Source organism: Streptomyces sp. NPDC033966, from assembly GCF_055575955.1.
This window is the reverse complement of sequence record NZ_JBVIRQ010000002.1, coordinates 227,729-248,135: the sequence shown is the minus strand read 5'-3', so window position 1 is coordinate 248,135 and position 20,407 is coordinate 227,729. Positions and strand designations below refer to the sequence as shown.

18 protein-coding genes are annotated in these 20,407 nt (G+C 74.3%); 4 read left to right on the top strand and 14 right to left on the bottom strand.

Going from position 1 to position 20,407, the window contains the following annotated elements:
• Positions 1–260 precede the first annotated feature (260 nt).
• From ACZ518_RS06690 to ACZ518_RS06670, 5 genes are all read right to left on the bottom strand, one after another.
• The gene (locus tag ACZ518_RS06690; RefSeq protein ID WP_469111911.1) at positions 261–635 is read right to left on the bottom strand and encodes a VOC family protein; all 375 of its coding nucleotides are present in this window, start codon (positions 633–635) and stop codon (positions 261–263) included.
• A gap of 115 nt (positions 636–750) precedes the next feature.
• On the bottom strand, positions 751–1,485 hold the full coding sequence (locus ACZ518_RS06685; RefSeq protein WP_469111910.1) for a class I SAM-dependent methyltransferase: 735 nt from the start codon (positions 1,483–1,485) through the stop codon (positions 751–753).
• 46 nt (positions 1,486–1,531) lie between these two features.
• Positions 1,532–1,855, bottom strand: a complete 324-nt coding sequence (locus ACZ518_RS06680) for a putative quinol monooxygenase (protein WP_469111909.1) — start codon at positions 1,853–1,855, stop codon at positions 1,532–1,534.
• A gap of 46 nt (positions 1,856–1,901) precedes the next feature.
• On the bottom strand, positions 1,902–3,518 hold the full coding sequence (gene dacB / locus ACZ518_RS06675; protein WP_469111908.1) for a D-alanyl-D-alanine carboxypeptidase/D-alanyl-D-alanine endopeptidase: 1,617 nt from the start codon (positions 3,516–3,518) through the stop codon (positions 1,902–1,904).
• A 187-nt stretch (positions 3,519–3,705) separates the two neighbouring features.
• Positions 3,706–4,725 carry a GlxA family transcriptional regulator gene (locus ACZ518_RS06670; protein ID WP_469111907.1) on the bottom strand — a complete coding sequence of 340 codons (1,020 nt, stop codon included), beginning with the start codon at positions 4,723–4,725 and terminating at the stop codon, positions 3,706–3,708.
• Between the two features lie 52 nt (positions 4,726–4,777).
• On the opposite strand from ACZ518_RS06670, the gene ACZ518_RS06665 reads away from it, so the two are divergent.
• Together ACZ518_RS06665 and ACZ518_RS06660 are read left to right on the top strand one after the other, a co-directional pair.
• Positions 4,778–5,173 carry a cupin domain-containing protein gene (locus tag ACZ518_RS06665; protein WP_469111906.1) on the top strand — a complete coding sequence of 132 codons (396 nt, stop codon included), beginning with the start codon at positions 4,778–4,780 and terminating at the stop codon, positions 5,171–5,173.
• A gap of 302 nt (positions 5,174–5,475) precedes the next feature.
• Entirely contained in the window at positions 5,476–6,429 is a 954-nt protein-coding gene (locus ACZ518_RS06660) for an alpha/beta hydrolase fold domain-containing protein (protein WP_469111905.1), read from the top strand.
• 110 nt (positions 6,430–6,539) lie between these two features.
• Here the strand turns inward: ACZ518_RS06660 and ACZ518_RS06655 are convergent, their stop codons facing one another.
• Positions 6,540–7,547, bottom strand: coding sequence for a LacI family DNA-binding transcriptional regulator (locus tag ACZ518_RS06655; RefSeq protein ID WP_469111904.1), 1,008 nt, complete (start codon positions 7,545–7,547; stop codon positions 6,540–6,542).
• Between the two features lie 359 nt (positions 7,548–7,906).
• Complete coding sequence (locus ACZ518_RS06650) at positions 7,907–8,632, bottom strand: TetR/AcrR family transcriptional regulator (RefSeq protein ID WP_469111903.1); 726 nt, start codon at positions 8,630–8,632, stop codon at positions 7,907–7,909.
• Positions 8,633–8,756: 124 nt separating this feature from the next.
• Here ACZ518_RS06650 and ACZ518_RS06645 point away from each other — a divergent pair, with 124 nt between their 5' ends.
• Together ACZ518_RS06645 and ACZ518_RS06640 are read left to right on the top strand one after the other, a co-directional pair.
• Positions 8,757–9,458 (top strand): NAD(P)-dependent oxidoreductase, encoded by a 702-nt coding sequence (locus ACZ518_RS06645; RefSeq protein ID WP_469111902.1) that lies wholly within the window; start codon positions 8,757–8,759, stop codon positions 9,456–9,458.
• A gap of 193 nt (positions 9,459–9,651) precedes the next feature.
• On the top strand, positions 9,652–10,908 hold the full coding sequence (locus ACZ518_RS06640; protein ID WP_469111901.1) for a hypothetical protein: 1,257 nt from the start codon (positions 9,652–9,654) through the stop codon (positions 10,906–10,908).
• Positions 10,909–10,918: 10 nt separating this feature from the next.
• On the opposite strand, the gene ACZ518_RS06635 is transcribed toward ACZ518_RS06640, so the two are convergent.
• From ACZ518_RS06635 to ACZ518_RS06605, 7 genes are all read right to left on the bottom strand, one after another.
• A complete protein-coding gene (locus ACZ518_RS06635) occupies positions 10,919–11,884 on the bottom strand; it encodes a glycosyltransferase family 2 protein (RefSeq protein WP_469111900.1) in 966 nt (321 codons plus the stop codon).
• A 28-nt stretch (positions 11,885–11,912) separates the two neighbouring features.
• Entirely contained in the window at positions 11,913–13,280 is a 1,368-nt protein-coding gene (locus ACZ518_RS06630) for an AMP-binding protein (protein WP_469111899.1), read from the bottom strand.
• Positions 13,281–13,438: 158 nt separating this feature from the next.
• On the bottom strand, positions 13,439–14,263 hold the full coding sequence (locus tag ACZ518_RS06625) for a ribonuclease BN (RefSeq protein WP_469111898.1): 825 nt from the start codon (positions 14,261–14,263) through the stop codon (positions 13,439–13,441).
• 42 nt (positions 14,264–14,305) lie between these two features.
• Complete coding sequence (locus ACZ518_RS06620; protein WP_469111897.1) at positions 14,306–16,861, bottom strand: ABC transporter permease; 2,556 nt, start codon at positions 16,859–16,861, stop codon at positions 14,306–14,308.
• 61 nt (positions 16,862–16,922) lie between these two features.
• Positions 16,923–17,714: an ABC transporter ATP-binding protein gene (locus ACZ518_RS06615; protein ID WP_469111896.1), complete on the bottom strand. Its 792-nt coding sequence runs from the start codon at positions 17,712–17,714 to the stop codon at positions 16,923–16,925.
• 295 nt (positions 17,715–18,009) lie between these two features.
• Positions 18,010–18,687, bottom strand: coding sequence for a response regulator (locus tag ACZ518_RS06610; RefSeq protein ID WP_469111895.1), 678 nt, complete (start codon positions 18,685–18,687; stop codon positions 18,010–18,012).
• Positions 18,684–20,396: a sensor histidine kinase gene (locus tag ACZ518_RS06605; RefSeq protein ID WP_469111894.1), complete on the bottom strand. Its 1,713-nt coding sequence runs from the start codon at positions 20,394–20,396 to the stop codon at positions 18,684–18,686. Before ACZ518_RS06605 ends, ACZ518_RS06610 begins: the two co-directional genes overlap by 4 nt.
• Positions 20,397–20,407 lie beyond the last annotated feature (11 nt).

The window sequence follows — 20,407 nt, the reverse complement described above, 5'->3', positions numbered from 1 at the left end:
CTTCCAGTTCCTTGGTCATCACGCCAGGCCGGCGTCCCGGCGCCCCGGTCGCCACACGGTTTCGGCAGCCGCCCGACTGCCGTATAGTTGATCTCGCACCCGCCGCCGTGAAACACGGTGGAGGGGACATGCGTTGGTGGTCCAAGGAAAGACACCCCACTTCCCGTGGGGGAATGCAGGTGCAAGGCCTGCCCAGCGCTCGACCGAAGGCCCCGGTCTCCTCGCGGAGACCGGGGCCTTCTGCTTCGGCGGGCCCGGTGCTACGGCTCCTGGAGCACGGAGAAGACGTTGCCCGCGGGGTCCGTGAACCAGGCGATCTGCGGCCCTCCCTCCTCGCGTACGACGCCCTTCTCGTCGTGGGTGAATCCGGGGTACCGCTCGAAGCGGATGCCGCGGCGGGTCAGTTCGTCGACGGCGGCGTCGATGTCGTCGACCGGGAAGTTGAGCACCGTGAAGCCCGCCGGGGCGTGGTCGGGCTTCGGGTACACGAGGATCTCGGTACCGCCCGCGATGTGCAGGGTCAGCCTGCCGTTCCGCTCGCTGACCCGCAGGCCGAGGATCTCGGCGTAGAACTCCCTCGCCTGCTGGAGGTCGTTCACGGCGAACCCGCTGAATGCCTTGGTGTTGGTGAACACGCGCCGTCCTCTCCCGTGCCCCCGTGTCAGGGCGCTACGAGTGTTCACCAGCGCGGCGCGGACGCCGGCCGCGAACCGTCCCCACGGCGCGGAATACCCCCGATGGGAGCAGGGCCTACCGCCGGACGGCCACGCCGAGCCTGACCGTGTAGTGCTCGCGGAGCCGGCCGTCCGGGAAGAGGGCGAGCAGGCGGGCGCGCTCGGCGGTGAGGAAGGCGTCCGTGCCCGGCTCGCCCACCAGGAAGAGCGAATGCGTCGACAGCTTGCCGAGGTGCGCCTCGACGGAGATCCGGCGCGACCAGTTGAGCCGTCGGGTGGTGAAGCGCAGGCCGGGCAGCGAACGGGCCGGCTCGTTGACGTACCAGCCGGGGCCGAAGTGCTTCTCGATGCGCGCCTGCTGGTCGGCGATCCACTCCACGTCCGTGTCGGGGTCGTTGGACCAGACGGCCAGCGCGCCCCCGGGCCGCAGGACGCGCAGGGCCTCGGGACCGGAGAGGGCGGGGTCCGTCCAGTGCCAGGACTGCGCGTAGGCCAGCAGGTCGGTGCCCGCCGTGGCCAGTGGCAGCCGGTCGCCGTCGCCGAGGACCAGCGGGATCCCCGGATTGCGGCGGCGGAACTCGGCGGCCATGCCCTCCCCGGGTTCCACCGCCACCACCCGGGCTCCGCGGGCGCGCAGGAGCGCGCTCGCGATCCCGGTCCCCGCGCCGACGTCGGCGACGCGGGCGCCGGCCAGCGGAAAGCCGGCCAGGTCCTCGACGGCGTCGAAGAGGGCGGCCGGGTAGGAGGGCCGGTGGTCGGCGTAGCGCGCCGCCGCGGAACCGAACGAACGAGCACGGGATCCGGTCGTCATACCGTCCATCATGGACGGCCGGTCAAGAGCCCCTCCCCGGCCCGGCTCAGTCGACCTGGAGCTCGCCCATCCGGCTCCAGCCGGTGGCGCCCGCGATGGTGGTGCTGACGATGTCGGGCGTCCGGGTGACCAGCGGACGCATGGTCTCCAGCGCCTTGGCGAAGTGCTCGGAGGTGACGTGCGCCTCGGCCGCGTCGTCCTGGAACGCCTCGACCAGCACGTAGGTGTCCGGCTCCTCCAGGCTGCGGGACCACTCGAACCACAGGTTGCCCGGCTCGGCGCGGGTGGCGCGGGTGAACTCCTCGACCTTCTCCGGCCACTGGTCCACGTATTCGGGCTTGACGGCGAATTTCACCACAATGAAGATCATCCAGCCATTGTAGGCACGGGTCCGGTGCCGGCCGGCCGCCGCCCGGTCAGGGCGACGACTCCTGGAGGTGGGCGGCGATCATGGCGAGGTCGTTGGCGATGGCCACCACGCCCTGGGTGTCGGCGTTCGCCGTCATCGCGCCGGTGACGCCCGCGTAGAAGGGGTCGAAGCGGCCGCCGCCCTTGTCCAGGTATCCGGCGATGGTGATGGCGCCCACCGCGAGCCGGTCGCCCAGCAGGTCGGCCCCGACGGCCGCACCGGTCTTCGCGAACACCTTGCCGCGCGCCGGGCAGTCCCGGCAGTTCTCCGCGAGCAGCCCGTCGACCCCGAGGATCGGCAGGGCCTCCCGGAACCGCCGGGCGTCCGGGGTGCCCTGCCAGTACGCCAGCATCTGCACCAGTGCCTGCGGGGTGATCCGGTCGGCGGGGTTGCCGCCCCGGCCGTCCGCCAGCGCCACCTGCTCGCGGTCCACGCCGACCCGGTCCAGGAAGGAGGCCATCACCGGGAAGCCGTCGCCGCACTGGCGGCTGCCGGTGGTGACGGCCAGCAGGCAGACGTCCAGGTTGGCGCCCAGGTTGTGGCTGACCTTCAGGATCAGCTTCGCGTACTGCTCGTACGGGGGCGAGGTGTACGCGGCCACGCGCGGCCGGCCCGCGTAGTCGCGCGGCAGCCGGGCGACCGGATTGGGCCCCGCCGCGGGGGCGGTGACCTCCACCCCGGCCCGGCCGAGCGCCTGGATCAGCGCCGTCCGGCCGAAGGCGGCCGGGTCCGTGATCGGGGAGGTGCGCAGCAGCGGCCGGGCGTCCGCGGCGATGGTGCCGGACACCTGGATGCGGGTGCCGCCGCCGGTCGCCGTCACCGTGATGTCCGTCGGCTTCCCGGCGGCGACGGTCTTCACCGTCGAGGTGACCTCGTACGGAGCGACCTTGGGCCGCCAGTCCAGCCGGGCGGCCGCGCCCGCCCGGTCCCCGGGGGTGGTCAGCAGGTCGATGAGGTTGTCGTTGACGATGAGCGGCGTCGGCACCGGGTCGAGCTCGGGGTCGGGGGCGAACAGCCGGCTGTCGACGATCACGTCGCCCTCCACCCGGGTGATGCCGGACTCGCGGACCTGCCGGGCGAGCTGGTCGATACCGGCGAGCGGGTTCTCCGGGGTGAGGGTGGCGCCCGGGAAGACGTCGGCGTAGGTGTGGTCGAGGTCCGTGTACGCGACCGTCCCGTCGGGCCGGGTGCGGCCCCCGAGGGTGAGGTCGCCCTGGGCGACGAGGTCGAGGTCCCCGGCGAGGGTGGAACCGTCGCGCTGCCCGACCGCGTAGACGGGGGTCACGAAGCGGTGGTCCCGGCCGAGGGTCTGCCAGGTGGCGGAGACGGGGAACAGCTTCGCCGTGGAGCCCGGTATGAAGAACTGCCCGGGGAACAGGCTGTGCAGCACCCGGCCGTTGGCCGGCTCGGTCTGCAGCAGCCCCCACTGGGCGTAGCGGTACTCGGGTTTGCGCATGATCTCCGTGATGCGCGGGTCGAGGCCGCCTCCGGAGGGGGAGGGCGGCGGTGAAGGAGCCGCCCGCGCGGCACCGGTACCCGAGGCGAGCGCCACCAGCAGCAGTGCGGCGGCACATCCGGCGGTCGCCCGGCGCCGCAGCGCCACGGGCAGGATCGGATTTCCCACGGCGCGCTCCGTTCGTCGCGGCTGCCTTGCACAGCGGCCCGAGCCCCGCCAACAGCGTCCCACGCCCCCCTGAGGCCCGCACGTCACCCGATTGCCGCAGGGGGGTGTCCGCGAAGCGGCTCCGTCCGCCCGGAGGGCGCGCGCCCGGCCCCCGCCCGGTGGCGCGACCGGTACGGGGCGCCCCCGCTCAGCCGGCCACCGGCCCGAACCGGCGCCGGTACGCGGACGGGGTGACACCCGTCTCGCGCCGCATCAGCGCGCGCAGGTTGGCGGCGGTGCCGAGCCCGCTGTGCCGGGCGACCAGCTCCATGCGGGACTCGCCCCGCTCGATCAGCCGGCGCGCCAGGGTGAGCCGTTCCCCCGTGAGCCAGGCCAGCGGCGTCGTTCCCAGCTGCGCCCGGAACCGGCGGTGCAGCGTCGCCGGGCTGACCGCCGCCCGCGCGGCGAGGCCGGCGACCGTGAGCGGTGAGTCCAGCCGCTCCTGGGCCCAGGCCAGGACGGGTGCCAGGGACTCGTCCGGCAGATCGGGGACGGGGCGCTCCACGAACTGCCGCTGGCCGCCGTCCCGGTGCGCCGCGAAGACCAGTCGCCGGCTCACGGAGTTGGCGATCTCCGCGCCGTGGTCGCGGCGGACCACGTGCAGTCCGAGATCGAGCGCCGCCGCGCTCCCGGCGGCGGTGAGGATGTCGCCGTCGTCCACGAACAGCACGTCCGACTCCAGGCGGACGGAGGGGAACCGGGCCCGGAAGGAGTCCGCCCACTGCCAGTGCGCGGTGGCCCGGCGGCCGTCGAGCACTCCGGCCTCGGCCAGCGTGAAGGCGCCGCTGCAGAAGCCGACCAGGCGCGCGCCGCGCGCGTGTGCCCGCCGGACGGCGTCGAGCACGGCGGGGCGGCGGGGCACCTCGACGTCGGGGCGGTTGGGGACGATGAGCGTGTCCGCCGTATCGGCCGCTTCCAGCCCGGTCACCCCCGTGAGCGTGAAGAACCCGTCGCGCATCAGCGTGCGGGGCGCGGGGGAGCAGAGCGTGAAGTCGTAGAGGTCACGGCCGATCTCCGGCCTGCGCAGGCCGAAGACCTCGGTCGCGCAGCCGAGTTCGAAGGGGTTCGAGTTCTCGTCGACGATCACGACGACCCGGTGCGCGCCGCCCGCCGGTCGCGGTGCGGGGGAGGGGACGTGAGCGGACACGTGCGAGGATTCTTTCGGCATGTGCAATTCCTAGCACTCACGCCGACGGCGCGGAGCCGCGCAGCATGGGCCCATGAGCAATGAACCAGTCTCCCTCGCCAAGGCCCTGGCCTCCTTCGACGCCCTGTGGAGCCCCCGCATCGTCACGAGCGTCAACGACTACGACGTCCGCATCGCGAAGGTCGAGGGCGAACACATCTGGCACGCCCACGACGACACCGACGAGTTCTTCCTGGTGCTCGACGGAGAGCTGCGCATCTCCCTGCGCGAGCCCGGCGGGGAGCGCACGGTCGTCCTCCCGACCGGGGCGGTCTTCACCGTCCCCCGGGGCACGGAGCACAAGCCGCACGCACCCTCCGGCGCCGCCATCCTCATGTTCGAACCCGCCGGGACGCCGACCGTGGGCGACCGCCACGACGAGGTCCCGGACCACGTGGACGCCACGACCGGGCACCCCCTCGGCGACTAGTGCTGTGGCCGGGAAGGTTTGCCGGGTCGCGGTGTCCGGTGCGGTGCATCGCAAGGCGGAGGGCCGCGGCTCGTACTGGACGTACGTGCGCGGTCCGACAACGCGGCGAGGTGCCGTGCCGGGCGCCGCGACCCGGTGGACCTTTCCGGGTACGGCACTGAGGCGGGTCGCTCGTGTCATCGGACGCGGGCGGAACCGTCTGTAACGGGCGTCTTGTGACCCCGGGCAGGGCTGGCTACAGTCCGGTGTTACACGTGTAACGCCAGACTGATCCACGAACAGCCTCGCGCGAAAGGGCCGCAATGACGCAATCCCTCCCGGCCGAGCCCGACCTGACCTGGCCGCTCCCTCCCTTCCGGGCGCCCGTGCCGCCCGTGGTCGCCGAGGACGGCGTACGCCGCTTCGACGGGGCCACCTACGCCACCCGGCCGGGGTACCGGCCGCGGCTGTTGGACGTCCAGGTACCCGCCACAGCGCGGGGCCCCGTCCCGGCCGTGGTCTGGATCCACGGCGGCGGCTGGCTGGAGGGCGACCGGCGCTACCCGCCGCCGACCGTCCCCGCCGGGCTACTCCACGGCGCGGTGCTGGCGGCCGGGCTGGCCCTGGTCTCCATCGACTACCGGCACAGCCTCGAAGCCCCCTTCCCGGCGCAGCTGCACGACGTGAAGGCCGCCATCCGCTACGTCCGGAAGTTCGCCGGCGCGTTCGGCATCGACCCGGACCGGGTGGCCGTCTGGGGCGAGTCCGCGGGCGGCCACCTCGCCGCCCTCGCCGGCCTGACCGGCCCGCACACCCCCGGCGCCGCCGCCCTGGAAGGCGCCGAGGGCGTCGGCGGCGGCGACACCTCGGTACGGGCCGTCGTCGACTGGTACGGCGTGTCCGACCTGGGCGCCCTGCGCGAGCACCCCATGCCGCCGATGCCGCCGGGCCCGGAGTACCCCGACCCCTACGAGGCGCTGCTGGGCGGCACGGAGGAGGCGCGGCCGGCCCTGGCCCGCGCGGCGAGCCCGGTGACGTACGCCCGGCTCGCCGCCGGCGGAGCCGGCGCGCCGCCGTTCCTGCTGATCCACGGCACGAGCGACGGCCTGGTCCCCTACAGCCAGAGCGAGGCGCTCGACGCGGCGCTGCGCGCGGCCGGCGGGGAATGCGTACTGGAACCGGTGGAGGGCGCCGACCACATCTTCCTCGGCGTCCCGGACGTCGCCCCGATTGTGACCCGCAGCGTGGCCTTCCTCGCCCGCCACCTGGACGCCTGAGCCGCGCCCATGAGCGAGAGACCCGCTCCCGCGCACCGCACGCCCGGCGTACTGCCGTTCGGCGTGGTGCTGGCCGGCGCGCTGCTCGTACCGGCGGCCCGGCCGCCGCCTCAGGAGGACTGCCGGTGCACCAGGGCGGGTTCGATGCCCGGTACGCCCGGCGCCGTGCCCTGCGCGACCAGCGCGTGCAGGGCGTCCGCCACGGAGGCGGCGGAGGGCAGCTCCAGCGCCACGCTGGTCAGCGCGGGCCGCTGGAGCGCCGACAGCACCAGGTCGTCACAGCCCACGACGGCCACCTCGTCCGGTACGGAGATCCCCTCGGCCAGCAGGGCGTGCATCAGCAGTGCGGCGTACTCGTCGTTGTACGCGAAGACGCCGTCCAGGCCGAGCTCCCGCCACCGCCGGGCCAGCGCCGTCGCGGACTCCCGGGTGTAGGCCAGCTCGACGGGCGTCACGGTCACCGGATGCCGCGCGGCGACCTGCTCGGCGCCGGCCAGCCGCGGCCGCGCGAGGGTGTCGAGGCCGCGCTCGCGCGGGATGACCACGCCGATCCGGGTCCGGCCCCGGGCGATCAGGTGCCCGGTCGCGGTCGCGCCGACGGAGGTGTGGTCGAAGGCGATGGTGTGGACCCCGTCCACGGGGTGCGGGGCGAAGGCGAGCATCCCGCGCACCCCGGCGCGGCGCAGTACCTCGGCCGTCCGCGCGGTGAGCCGGTCGCCGTCGAGACAGAGCACCGCGGCCGGCCGCAACTCGGCCCAGGCGCGGGCGGCTTCGAGCGGATCGTCGAAGCGGCCGGCGTGCATGACGGTGGCGTAGCCGTGCCGCTCCAGCTCGCTGACCAGATCGTCCACCCACTCGCTCACCAGGCGCCCGACCGCCGACACGGAGGCGGGCACCAGGACCAGGTTGCTGCGGCCCGCGCGCAGGGACCGGGCGGCCGCGTTCGGCACGTAGCCGAGCTGCGCGGCGGCGGCCAGCACCCGCGCCCGGGTGCCCTCGCTGACCCGGTGGCCCTGGGTGTCGTTGAGTACGAAGGAGACGGTGGCGCGTGACACCCCGGCCAGGCGGGCGACGTCCGCGCTGGTGGCCGACGCGGGAGCCGATGCCTCTTTGGCCATGGTGTGCTCCATCGCTCTCTGTAGCCCGATGCTGCCTTCTCGTCAGGTTACACGAGTTAAGGCCGAAAGCCCGGGACGCCCGGGACGCGCGACTGGCCCGGACCGGCCGGGCTGTACGTCCCGCGGGTCCACTCGCTCCGTGCGGCGAAGGCGCGGTAGTGGAGCTTCCTGTTCCGTGGGCTATAGTTGATCTCGAGCTCGCCGCCGCGAAACACGGTGACGGGACGATGCGTTGGTGGTCCAAGGAAAGACACCCCACTTCCCGTGGGGGGATGCAGGTGCAAGGCCTGCCCAGCGCTCTGACAAGGCCCCGGCCTCCTCACGGAGACCGGGGCCTTCGTGTTGCGCCGGCCCGGCCGTCATCCGTTCCGCTTCTGCCCGCCGGCCGGGAGGCCCAAGGAGCGGACGAGGTCGTCCAGTTCCGCGCGGAAGAGCTTGTCCGGGCTGGTGGTCTGGTTGCGCAGGTGCCCGTAGACCTCCAGGGTCACCAGGCCGTGCAGCCGGCCCCAGAGGCGCATGGCCAGGGCCACGCCGGCCGGGGGCAGGCCGGGGAACGCCGGGCGGACCTTGTCGAGGAGCGGGGCCTCGAAGTCGGACCACTCGAAGTCGCCGCCCGAGTGGAGGGGTTCGGCGTACGGCCAGGCGGCGGCCGCGAGGGCGGTGAGGCCGAGGCAGACGCGGCGGGCGGCGTCGGGGGCGGCGCCGTCCGGCGGGGCCTGGTAGCCGGGTACGGCGTCTCCGTACACGAGGCGGAAACCCTCGGGGCCGGCCAGGGCCCAGTCCCGCAGGGCGTGCGCCCAGGCCCGGATGCGGGCGGCCGGGTCCGCGGCGGGCGCCCCGTCCCACGCGGCGTCCACGGCGTCGGCCAGTGACGTGTACACATCGCCGATGAGCGCGGTCACCAGGTCGTCGCGCGTGGCGAAGTAGCCGTAGATGGCGTTGGCGGTCATGCCCATCTCGCGCGCGATGGCGCGCAGGGTGATCGCGTCGGGCCCGCCCGAGGCCATCAACTCCAGCGAGACCTTCTTGATTTCGGCCGTCGTCTCGGCCCGCAGCCGCTCGCGGCGCCCCTTGGTGCTTCCCACGGTCGGCCACTCTACAGAGTCACTATCCCGAGCGCCGTATCCATACTTCACACCGTATAGTTTGCGAACGGCGTGCATCGAGATCGATCGCGCCCTTTGCCGACGACGGACACAGGGGAGAGCCATGCAGATCGGAGTCATCGGGGCCACGGGCGGGATCGGCAGCCGCGTCGTCACCGAAGCCCTCGACCGGGGGCACCACGTCACCGCGTTCAGCCGGGACGTCACAGGGATCCGGGAGGACCGGGAGAACATCACCTGGAAGAACGCCGACGTCCTCGACGCCGGCAGCATCGCCGCCGTCCTGCCCGGACTGGACGTGCTGATCAGCGGGTTCCAGCCCGGCAACGCCGCCAGGGACTTCACGGACACCGTACGGCGGTCGATAGCCGATCCCACGGTGTACGCCACCGCCGCCAGGGCGCTGCTGAAGGCGCTCGAGAGCCACCCCCGGACCCGGCTGATCGTGATCGGCGGCGCCGGCAGCCTGGAGGTCGAACCGGGCCTGGTCATGGCGGACTCCGAGGAGCACCTGTTCGCCACCCTGGACCCGCTCGGGCTGCCGAGGGAATACGCGGCCGCCGTGCGCGGCGCCCGGGACGCCCTGGACGTGCTGCGCACCTCCAACCGGCTGTGGACCTACCTCAGCCCCGCCATGGACATCGCGCCCGGGGAGCGCACGGGCCGCTTCCGGACCGGCGGCGACCAGCCGGTACTCGACGCGGACGGCCGCAGCCGGATCTCCATGGAGGACGCCGCCGTGGCGCTCGTCGACGAGGCGGAACTGCCCCGCTTCGTCCAGCGCCGCTTCACGATCGGCTACTGACGGGGGACGGGGCAAGCCGATCACCGGCGCGGCGCGGTGCGGCGCGGTGCGGTGCGGCGGTGCGGTGCGCGGCGCGGGCTCCCCGGACAGGAGTAGCTCCGGGTGCGGCTCCCGGGGGCGTTCGCCAGAATGATCGTGAACCACGGCACCGTACGGGGTCACGGGGTCACGGGGTCCTCCGCCCGGGCCGGCCGTGCGGCGGACCGCCGACGAGACGATCGCGGGGCTGGAGATGGCGGAAGCGACCCGGCCGGCGGGCCGCGACCGGCGCCACCGGCTGCTGCCGCCGGTCGTCGCGTGGCTGATCGCGAACCTCCTCACCTGGGCCGTCGCCAAGGCATCCGTCGCGGGCGACGGCTCCCCGGTGCGGTACTGGTCCACCGGCGGCCGCAGCCGCTGGGATTCCGCCCACTACCTGTCCATCGCCGAAACCGGCTACGAGATGTTCCGGTGCCGGGATCGCTATCCCGACTTCCGCGACGTCGTGTGCGGGAACGTCGCCTGGTTCCCCGGGTACCCCATGTCGGTCCGGGCGGTCTCCGCCACCGGCCTCTCGTACGAACTGTCCGCCGCCGTCGTCACCGAGGCCTGCCTGCTGGGCATGTTCGCGGTCCTGTGGTGGCTGCTCGGCGCACGGCTCACCCGGGCCACCGGTCTCACCCTCGCCGTCGGCACGGTGTTCCCGGGCGGCGTCTACTTCCACGCCCTGTTCCCGATCTCCACCGCCACCCTGGCCCTGCTGGTCTGCGTCGCCGGGGTGAGGCGCGGCTCGTGGCCGGTCGCCGCCGCCGGCGGCTTCGCGGCGGCCGCCTGCCATCCCGTCGGCGCCGTCGCCGTCGGCATGCTGCTCCTGAGCGCCTTCTTCGCCTGGCGCGGGAGCACGTGGCCGGTCCGGTTCGCGAAGGCCGGCGCGGCGGCGGCCCTCTCCGGCTGCGGCGTGTTCTGGGCCAAATGGCTGATGTGGCAGGCGACCGGCCGTTGGGACGCGTACGAGACCATCCAGGCGTCCAGCTACGGACAAGGCGGCGTGCACCAGCCGTTCGACGAGATGGCCCAGGCCTACCGCTTCCCGTTCAAGGACTGGTACACGCCCGAGGGACACCTCCCCTGGCTGGTGCGCCACGCGCTCGACGCGCACCGGACGCAGCTCTGGCTCGACACCGCCTTCGTGCTCCTCGTGCTGGCGACGGCCGTCGCCCTGCTCGTCCGCGACCGGGACCGGGGGCCCGACGTGGGGGAGTGGGCCGCGGCCGTCCTGACGGCGGCGGTCTTCCTCGTGCCGTTCCTCGCCGGAGCGGAGATGTCCTGGTACCGCAACCACGCGCAGATGTTCGTCGGGCTGCTCCTCGTCGCGCGCATGCCGCGCTGGGTCCAGCTGCCGCTGCTGGCCTGCTGCGCGGCCCAGTACGCCCTGCTCGGGGCCATGTTCTTCGCCGGGGTGCTGGTGTGACCGGCACCCCCTACCGCTGTTCCCCGTCCGTGTCACGGGCCACGAAATAGGCGGGCCGGGCCTGCACGGCCGTGTAGATGCGGGCCACGTACTCGCCGAGCATCCCCACGCAGAAGAGCTGGACGGCGCCGAAGAACAGGACCGTGGTGATCAGGGAGGTCCAGCCCGGAAGGGTGTTCCCGGTGGCGTGGGCGACGAGGGTCCAGACGAGGAACGCGAGGCATACGGCGAGGCTGCAGGCGCCGATCGCCGTGGCCAGGCGCAGGGGCGCCGCCGAGAAGCTGGTGACGCTGTCCAGGGCCAGGAGGACCATCTTGTGCAGGGGGTACTTGGTGGTGCCCGCCACCCGCTCCCCGCGCTGGTAGGTGATCCGGCCGCCGGGGAAGCCCAGCCACGGGATGAGCAGGCGGTGGATCTGCCGCTGCTCGGGCAGGGACTTGAGGGTCTCCACCACCTGACGGGACAGCAGCCGGAAGTCGCCGGCCTGGGCGGGTACGTAGGAGCCGGCCAGACGGCGCATCAGCCAGTAGTAGCCGGCGGCCGTCCGGCGTTTGAAGCCGCTGTCGGTGGAGCGGTCCGTCCGGACGCCGTACACCACGTCCAGACCGTCCGCCCGGGCCAGGTCCAGCATGTCCGGGATGACCTCCGGCGGGTCCTGGAGGTCCGCGTCCATGCTGATCACATAGGCGCCGCGGGCACGGTGCAGTCCGGCCGTCAGGGCCGCCTGGTGGCCGCTGTTCCGTCGGAGGGTGACGACGCGGAGCTCGGGCCAGGTGCTGCGCAGGTCCTCCAGCACGCGGGGGGACCTGTCGGTCGAGCCGTCGTCGACGGTGAGGACCTCGTACGGTTCCTCGCACCCGTCCAGGACGGGCCGCAGCCGCGCCGCCAGAGCCGGCAGGGACTCCTCCTCGTTGAAGACGGGAACCACGATCGACAGGAAGACCGGTCCGCCGGGTGGGTCGCACACAGCACTCATGATGCGGGAACCACCCGGACCCGGCATGTCAGCCCGTTGGGGACTCCGGGAACCGGCCGGTCACCACCAGGCCGCCGTCCGCCGTGCGCCGGGCCGGCGTGCCGGTACGGAAGTACCCGTCGGGGGTGAAGCGGCCGGCGTCGTCCGCGGACGCCCGGTAGTGGCCCCGCGGGGTGTACGGGCCACGGAACAGGAGTTCACCGGGCTCCCCGTCCGGCACGTTCCGGCCGTCGGCGCCGACGAGCCGGATCTCGTCGTCGGGCGAGAGCGGGCGGCCCTGCGCGGTGAACACGGACTCGTCCGGACCGGCGGGCCGGGTGAGCACGACCGGACCCTCGGCCAGGGCGAAGACCTGCTGGGGACGGGCGCCCAGCTCGGAGCCGAGCCGTTCGGCGGCCGCCCGGGACACGGGCGCGCCGCCGGTCTGCACCAGGCGCAGACTGCTCACGTCGGCCCGGACCGACGGCAGCGCGTCGAGCCAGGCCGCGGCGGCGTCGGGCGGCAGCGAGGTGACGGTGACCCGCTCCCGCTCGACCAGCGGCAGGCATTCGGCGGGATCCGGTCCCTCGGCCAGGACCACGGTCCCGCCGGCGGTGAGGGTGCCGACGATGCCGGGACAGCCGAGGGCGAAGACCGACGCGGCGGGCAGCGCGGCGAGGTACACGTCCTCCTCGGTGAGGGACACCAGCTCGGCGGCCGCCCGCGCCTGGTAGGCGAAGTCGTTGTGGGTGCGCGGAACCAGCGCCGGTGCACCGGTGCCGCCGTCGCCGTCGCCGAGCAGCAGGAACGCCACCTGCCCGGCGTCCGGCGGGAGCGCCGGCTCGGGTGCGGCGTCGATGGAACCCAGCGGGGCGTACTGGCAGTTCGACGGATCGGTCGTCATACCGCCGTACGGGGACTCGGTGCCCGGCGCCTCATAGGTGAACACCCGCCGCAGGAAGGGCCGGCGGGCGGCGATGTCCGCGGCCATCGCCGTGTGGTCGAAGCCCTGGTACGCCGCCGGGCCGACGTAGCCGACGGCCTGGGTGACCCGTACGAGCTCGGGCACCTCGGACGCGGGGTACGAGACCGGGCAGAGGAGGGGGACCACACCGGCGCGCATCAGCGCGAACACGCTGACGACGAACTCCGGCACGTTCGGCAGCTGGACGACGACCCGCATCCCGGGCCGCAGTCCGCGCAGCCGGAACCCGGCGGCCATGCGGTCCACGCGCCGGTTCAGGTTCGCGTACGTGACGCGGGTCCCGCCGTGCACGAGCGCGGTCCGCGGCCCGTACTGCAGGGCCCACCCGCGCAGCAGGTTGTCCAGCGTGTTGCCGCCCCAGTGGCCCGCCGCCCAGTAGCGGTCGACGAACTCCGGCGGCCAGGGGGTGCAGCCGTCGAGCATGGATGCCATCGGATTCCTTCCGTGCCAGCTCCTGGACCGGAAGCCGTGCGGGTCGTGTTGCGCGGTGACGGGCCCTGACCTTGGCATTCCAGTCCGTCAACAGCCCTGTGCGCAATGCGCCTTCCCGACCATCGGCGCCGGATCCTGTCAGCGGAAGGTCCAAAACGTCACGGTCCGGCAGACCGTCGCCCGGACCGCTCCAGCTCGTCATGGAGCAGACGCCCGAGGAGCGCGCCGGCGAAGACGACCACACCGACGCCCAGCAGCCACGACTGGATGACCAGGACCGTCCCGAAGGGCCCGTAGGAGACCGCGCTCGACGCGATCAGCGGCGAGAAGACGAGCCGGGAGAACAGCCGGAGCCCGAGCAGGCCCAGCATGGTGGCGAGGGCTCCGGGGAGCAGGGCCGGCCAGGAGACCCGGCCGGCGAGCAGCAGGCGCTGGGACCACCAGAAGAACAGGGTGCCGGTCACGAACGTGACGATGCCGCGCGCCGGGGAGTGCGGCCACGGCGGGGAGAACGCCCACAGGTACAGCACTCCGATCAGCGCGGCGAGCCACAGGACGTGCCGCCACCGGTCCCACCAGTGGGCCGGGGGCAGGACCCAGATCCGTTCGTACCCGCTCTGCAGCACGGTGGCGAAGGACAGGCCGAACACGGTGAGCAGGGCCAGGCCGAACCCCGTCGTGGTCCGCCACGCCTGGCCGGGCAGGGCGAAGAGCCGGCCGATCTCCAGCCTGGCGCCCGCCGAGACGCCGAGCCCGTCCCCGAGCCACTGCGCGAACCCCTGCCCGCCGACGGCGCCCGCCGCGGAGACGACGATGAGCAGGGGTACGAGCGTCAGGAAGCCGAGGGCGGCGAAGCCGAGCGAGCGCTGCCACAGGTGCAGGCCCCGGACGTGGACCCAGCGGCCGCCGGCCCGCGTCCGGCGGAGCGCACTGCCCATCCGCCGGACGAGGGACGGCCGCCCGGGCCCCTCAGACCTGATCATCGCGACGCTCCAGGTGCTGCTCCTCCCACCGTAGGACCGGCACTAGGCGTCCGCCACGGCGTGCAGCGGGGTGAGCGACGCGGCCCGGCGGGCCGGGAGGGCGGCCGCCGACACGCCGACGGCGAGGGAGAGGAGGACGACCAGGGCGAGGGTGCCCCAGGGGAGGGAGAAGGAGTACTGCGGGATGGCCCCGTTGGCCAGGCCGCTGACCTTCCAGGCCCCGAACAGGCCGCCCGCGAGCCCGAGCAGGGTGCCGTACGCGGCGACCGTGAGGGATTCGAGGCGGATCATGCTGCGGACGCCGGTGCGGTCCATGCCGATGGCGCGCAGGACGCCGATCTCGCGGGTGCGTTCGGCGACCGACATGGCGAGCGTGTTGACCATGCCGAGCGCGGAGATGACCACGCCGATGGCGAGCAGCCCGAACACCAGGGTGATCAGGTCGCCGGCGACGCCCGCCTGCTCCCGCACCAGCTGCGCACGGCTCTGGACCTTCAGCAGCGGGCTGTTGTCGACGGCCGCGCGCAGCTGCCCGCCGAGGTCCGCGGAGCCGGACACGAGGACCCGCTGGACGGAGTCGCGCAGGTAGCCGTGCTGCTGGACCTCACCGCGGTCGGCGAGCACGTCCTGCGCGGTGGGGTTGTCCTGGTAGACGCCGACGACGGTGTAGGACCGGTCGCGGTCCTCCCCGGCACCGGGGCCGATGGCCGCCCGGACCTGGTCGCCGGTGCCGATCCGGTTGTCGCGGGCGAAACCGGCGGAGACCGCGATCCGGCCCGGCCCGATGTCCTTGGCGGAGCCGCTGGTGAAGCGGAGCTTCATGACGGCCTCCACGCTCTTCGGGTCGACGCCCGAGACCTGCCCCGCCCCGGCGCCGGCGGAGAAGCTGGAGTCGGCGACGGCGGAGGCGGTCCTGACGCCGGGGACGGCGGCGATCCGCCGGACGGCGGCCGCGTCGATGGCGGTGGTGGTGTTGCGGGTGCCGATGACGTAGTCGGCGCTCAGGCCGGCGGCCGCCTGGGAGTCCAGGGCCCGGCCGGAGGAGTGCTCGATGACGGCGAGCCCGGTCACCAGCGCCGTGCTGATCATCAGGGCGACGGCGGTGGCGGCGGTACGCCGCGGGTCGCGCAGGGCGTTGTCCTTGGCCAGGGCGCCCGCCACGCCGAACCGGCCGGTCGCCAGGCCGATGAGCCGGACCACCGGCCCCGCCAGCAGCGGCGCCAGCACGATCAGCCCGGTCACGAGGACACCGCAGCCGAACATCGCGGTACGCAGGTTCTCGTCCGAGGCGTCCTTCGCACCGCCCAGGGAGAGCAGCAGGCCGGCACCCAGCAGGACCACGGCCGCGCCGATCGCGCCCCGGATCCGGGACAGCGTCGCGGAAGGCGGCTGTTCGGCGGTGCGCATCGCCTCGACGGGGGCGATGCGGGCGGCGCGGCGGGACGGCAGCCAGGCGGCGAGGACCGTGACGCCGACGCCCACGACGAGCGAGGCGGCGACGGGAGCGGGGCCGATCACCAACGGGCCGCTGGGCAGCAGGTCCTCCCCCGTGCCGAGCAGCCCGGGCAGCGCGGTGGCGATGCCGAGGCCCAGACCGAACCCGGTCACGGAGGCGACCAGCCCCACCAGGGCCGCTTCCGCGAGCACGGAGCGGACCACCTGGCGCCGGGTGGCACCGATCGCGCGGAGCAGGGCGATCTCCCGGGTCCGCCGGGTGATGAGCATGGTGAAGGTGTTGATGATGAGGAACGAGCCGATGAAGAGCGACACCGCGGCGAAGACCAGGGGAAGCCGGGAGTAGCTGCGGGTCTTGGTGCCGATGAAGACGGACTGCTGGTCGGCCTTGGCGGTCGCGGTGGTGGCCTCCGCCCGGTCGGCGGGCAGCAGTGCGCCGACCCGCCGGGCGAGGTCGAACTGGTCGGTGCCGGGCCCGGCGGACAGATCGATCCCGGTGTAGCGGCCGGGCGTGGCGAACAGCTCCTGGGCGGTGGCCTTGTCGAACACCGCGAGGGTGCCGCCGGACGTGACCCGCGTGTCGCCGGTGGAGACGATGCCGACCAGCCGCGGCTTCAGCACGGGGCCGTCGGAGGCCAGGGTGACGGTGTCGCCGAGGGAGTACCCGCCGGCCTTGGCGGTGCCCCGGTCCAGGGCCACCTCGCCGCCGTCGCGCGGGGCGCGGCCGGCCGTCAGCGGGTAGCGGGCGTCCTTGCCGTCGGGCCCGGGTACGTAGCCGGCGGCGAGTCTGCCCATCGCGTTGTCGGCCCGCATGGGCGAGCCGTCCTTCGCGGCCAGGGTCACCGACCCGTCGACGGCCGGACGGACCGAGGCGACCCCGGGTACGGCGGCCAGCCTGGCCGCGAGGGCGTCGTCGAGGACGCTCGCGCGTTCGTCGGAGGGGACGCCGACCGGGTACTTGGGGTCGACCGTGACCGCGATGCCGGCGTAGTCGCGCGCCATGGAGGCGCGGTAGGCGGCGGTGGTGGTGTCGGCGAAGACGAGCGACCCGGAGATGAACGCGACCCCGAGACAGACCGCGAGGACGGTCATGATCAGGCGCGTCTTGTGGGCGAGGACGTTGCGCAGGGCTGTTCGCAGCATGGTGGGCTTTCGGAAGGCTCGGCGGAGGGGAGGAAGGGACGGGAGCGGGGGAGGAGCGCCGTCAGCGGGCGCGGCCTTGGGCTTCGAAGGCGAGCATCCGGTCCAGGACGGCGGCGGAGGTCGGCTCCCGCAGCTCGTCCACGAGGCGGCCGTCGGCGAGGAACACCACCCGGTCGGCGTGGGCGGCGGCGACGGGGTCGTGGGTGACCATCACCACCGTCTGGCCCAGCTCCCGGACCGAGTCGCGCAGGAAACCGAGTACCTCCGCGCCGGAACGGGAATCGAGGTTGCCGGTCGGCTCGTCGGCGAATACGATCTCCGGACGCGAGACCAGCGCGCGGGCCACGGCGACGCGCTGCTGCTGGCCCCCGGACAGCTCGGCCGGCCGGTGCGCGAGCCGGCCCGCGAGCCCGACGGTGGCGACGACGGTGTCCAGCCACGCGGCGTCCGGCTGCCGCCCGGCGAGCCTCAGCGGCAGGGTGATGTTCTCCAGCGCCGTGAGGGTCGGCATCAGGTTGAAGCCCTGGAAGACGAAGCCGACCTTCTCCCGCCGCAGCCGCGTCAGCTGACGGTCGTTCAGCTCGGAGAGCTCGACCCCGCCGATCCGCGCCGAACCGGACGTCACCGGGTCCAGGCCGGCCATGCAGTGCATCAGGGTGGACTTGCCGGAGCCGGACGGCCCCATGACCGCCGTGAACCGGCCCCGCGCGAACTCGACCGACACCGCTTCCAGCGCGGTGACCCGGGTCCCGCCCTTCCCGTACGTCTTGGTCAGCTCCGTCGCGCGGGCCGCCGGCTCGACGGGGGCCGGGGACGAGGAGGGCGCGGGGAAAGAGGGAAACGCGTGCGACATGGATGCTCCGCCTGGAGTACGACGGCCCGCGAAGCATGCCGCGAGCCGGGGGGACTCATCCATCCTCACCGCCCTGACCTGCGCGGACATCGGCCTCAAGGCGTGAATCGGCCTCTGCCGAAAGACCGGCCCGGCCCGGCTCCCCTCTGCCGGAGGACAGAGGCCGGGGCCACCGTGCTCCGCCCCGGGGCAGAGCAGGGGCCCGGCTTGATCCGGAAGAGACGGGCCGGTGCTGTGGCCGGGAAGGTTTGCCGTGCCGGGCGCCGCGACCCGGCCATGATCCGCCGGACAGGCCCTAGGAGGCCAGCCCGGTCCGGTGCGCCAGCAGCGCCGCCTGGACCCGGCTCGTCGAACCGGTCTTCTCCAGGATCGCCCCCACGTGGGTCTTCACCGTGCCGGTCCCGATGCCGAGCCGCGCCGCGATCTCCTGGTTCGACAGCCCCTCGCCGAGCGCCGCGAGGACGTCCCGCTCCCGGCCCGTCAGCCGGGCGATCCGCTCGTCCGTCGCCGCGCCGCCCGTCCCGGCCGGCTCACGGGCGCCCAGCATCCGGGAGATCACCGCCCCGGTGACGCCCGGGGAGAGCACGGCGTCCCCCGCGGCGGCGGCCCGTACCGCGTTGATCAGCTCCTGAGGGCCCTCGTCCTTCAGCAGGAACCCGGCGGCGCCCTCCCGCAGTGCCCGGACGACGTTGTCGTCGTCGCCGAACGTCGTCAGCATCACCACGCGCGGGGCCGGATCGAGCGCGAGCAGCGGCGCGATCGCCGCCAGTCCGTCGCACACCGGCATGCGGATGTCGACCAGTGCGACGTCCGGGTGGTGGGCGGCGGCCAGTTCGACGGCCTGCCGCCCGTCCGCCGCCTCGGCGACGACCTCGATGCCGTCGGCGTGCCGCAGGATCAGGCGCACGCCGTGCCTGATCATCGTCTCGTCGTCGGCGAGCAGGACACGGATCGGCCCGTCGGGCTCTGTCACGGGGTCTCCCAGGGTGAGGCGTCCCGGACCGACGGGACGGTGAAACGGTCGATGGCGATCAGACGCTGTCCGGCGTCGAAGCAGTAGCGGGCCACCAGCAGGCCGCCCGGGCGGCTCTCGGTCGCGCCGTTGAACGGGTACGCGCAGCCGGCCGTGCCGGCCGGGCGCGGCGGTTCGTGTCCCGTGGCGGCGGCCCGGACCGCCTTGTTGTCCACGACGCCGAGGCCCGTCACGTCGTCGTACGACATCCCGATCCGCGGCAGCGGGCGCGGCCCGGCGTCCGGCCGGGGCGCGCTGCCGTACACGAAGGCGGTCGCCAGGGCCATCAGCACGCACAGCGCCCCCAGCCCCAGGGCGAGGGTCAGCGCGTTCGCGGCCCCGCCCTCGGCGCCGCCGCCCTCCGCACCGGAGGCGGCGTCCGCCCCCCGCGGCCCGGCGGTGTGCGGGACGACGGCGTCACCGGGCTCCGCCGGCAGGGCGGCGTCCACCAGGAACCCGCCCGTCGGCAGCGGGGCGGCGTCGAAGGCCCCGCCGAGCAGCTCCACGCGCTCCCGGAGCCCCGTGAGCCCGCGCCCGGTACCCAGGCTCCCGGCCGGGACGGGGGCCCCGGGCGGCGCGCCGTTGCGCACGGTGATCCGCACCGCCGCCCCGTCGTGCGCGACGCCCACGGTGACGTGCGCGGAGGGGGCGTACCGGTGGACGTTGGTCAGGGCCTCGCGCACCACCCGGTGCGCCGCCCTGCGCACCGCCGCCGGGCGGGAGTCCAGGTCCGGTCCCGTCCAGTCGAGCCGTACGGCGACCCCGCCGTCGCGGGACTCCGCCACCAGCGCCTCGATGTCGGCGCGGGTGCCCGTCGCGTCCGTGAGGACGCCGGGTCCGGCGTCCCGGCCCAGCGGACCGAGCACACCGAGGACCTGCCGCAGCTCGCGCATCGCGTCGCGGGTGGTCCGGCGTACCAGGACGGCCTCCTCGCGCAGCTCCGGAGCGGCCCGGCCGAGGGCCAGCTCCAGCCCGCCCGCGTGCAGCGAGATCAGGCTGAGCCGGTGCCCGAGCAGGTCGTGCATCTCGGCGGCGATACGGGAGCGCTCGTGGGTGCGGGCCTCGCTGTCGGCCGCCAGGCGGGCCCGCTCCGCAGCGTCCCCGCGCTCGCGCAGGGCCCGCACCAGACGCCGCTGCTGCCCCTGCGCCGTACCCACCAGACCGGGGACGATCACCGCCGTCGGGGCCAGGGCCAGCCCGAGCGCCAGACCGTACGGCACGCGCCCCGGTCCCACCACGGGCGCGGCCGCCGTCGCGGTCGCCACCAGCAGGACCGAGGCCGCGGCCAGCAGCCGGGCCAGCAGCCGTGCCCGGACCGTCCGCCGGGCCAGCCCGTACGCGGACACCGCCGCGAGCGGACCGGCGCCGCCGGCCAGCCCGGTCAGTACGGCCAGCGCCAGCAGCACCGGCCCGGGGAACCGGCCGCGCAGCGGGAAGAGCAGGGCACCGGCGGCGATCACCAGCACCTGGAAGGACGGGTGGGGCGCGAGCCCGACCCCGGCGACGGCCGCGAACACGCCCAGGCCCAGCAGGGTCACCCCCGCGGTCACTGCCGCCGTGCGCGCCCACCCGGAAGGGAGGGCCCCGCGCGGGAGGCCTGGGGCAGGACGAGGGATCAGCGGAGTGCGCACCACGCTGACCAGTATTGATGCCGGCGGCGGCAGCGGCATGAGCCTCGCGG

Bases quoted from the DNA above. Each gene is read 5' to 3' on its own strand.
- ACZ518_RS06625 (WP_469111898.1), bottom strand. From the start codon at position 14,263: ATGATCAGGTCTGAGGGGCCCGGGCGGCCGTCCCTCGTCCGGCGGATG.
- ACZ518_RS06630 (WP_469111899.1), bottom strand. From the start codon at position 13,280: ATGGCATCCATGCTCGACGGCTGCACCCCCTGGCCGCCGGAGTTCGTC.
- ACZ518_RS06620 (WP_469111897.1), bottom strand. From the start codon at position 16,861: ATGCTGCGAACAGCCCTGCGCAACGTCCTCGCCCACAAGACGCGCCTG.
- ACZ518_RS06615 (WP_469111896.1), bottom strand. From the start codon at position 17,714: ATGTCGCACGCGTTTCCCTCTTTCCCCGCGCCCTCCTCGTCCCCGGCC.
- ACZ518_RS06655 (WP_469111904.1), bottom strand. From the start codon at position 7,547: ATGGCCAAAGAGGCATCGGCTCCCGCGTCGGCCACCAGCGCGGACGTC.
- ACZ518_RS06660 (WP_469111905.1), top strand. From the start codon at position 5,476: ATGACGCAATCCCTCCCGGCCGAGCCCGACCTGACCTGGCCGCTCCCT.
- ACZ518_RS06605 (WP_469111894.1), bottom strand. From the start codon at position 20,396: ATGCCGCTGCCGCCGCCGGCATCAATACTGGTCAGCGTGGTGCGCACT.
- ACZ518_RS06680 (WP_469111909.1), bottom strand. From the start codon at position 1,855: ATGATCTTCATTGTGGTGAAATTCGCCGTCAAGCCCGAATACGTGGAC.
- ACZ518_RS06685 (WP_469111910.1), bottom strand. From the start codon at position 1,485: ATGACGACCGGATCCCGTGCTCGTTCGTTCGGTTCCGCGGCGGCGCGC.
- ACZ518_RS06635 (WP_469111900.1), bottom strand. From the start codon at position 11,884: ATGAGTGCTGTGTGCGACCCACCCGGCGGACCGGTCTTCCTGTCGATC.
- ACZ518_RS06645 (WP_469111902.1), top strand. From the start codon at position 8,757: ATGCAGATCGGAGTCATCGGGGCCACGGGCGGGATCGGCAGCCGCGTC.
- ACZ518_RS06670 (WP_469111907.1), bottom strand. From the start codon at position 4,725: ATGCCGAAAGAATCCTCGCACGTGTCCGCTCACGTCCCCTCCCCCGCA.
- ACZ518_RS06665 (WP_469111906.1), top strand. From the start codon at position 4,778: ATGAGCAATGAACCAGTCTCCCTCGCCAAGGCCCTGGCCTCCTTCGAC.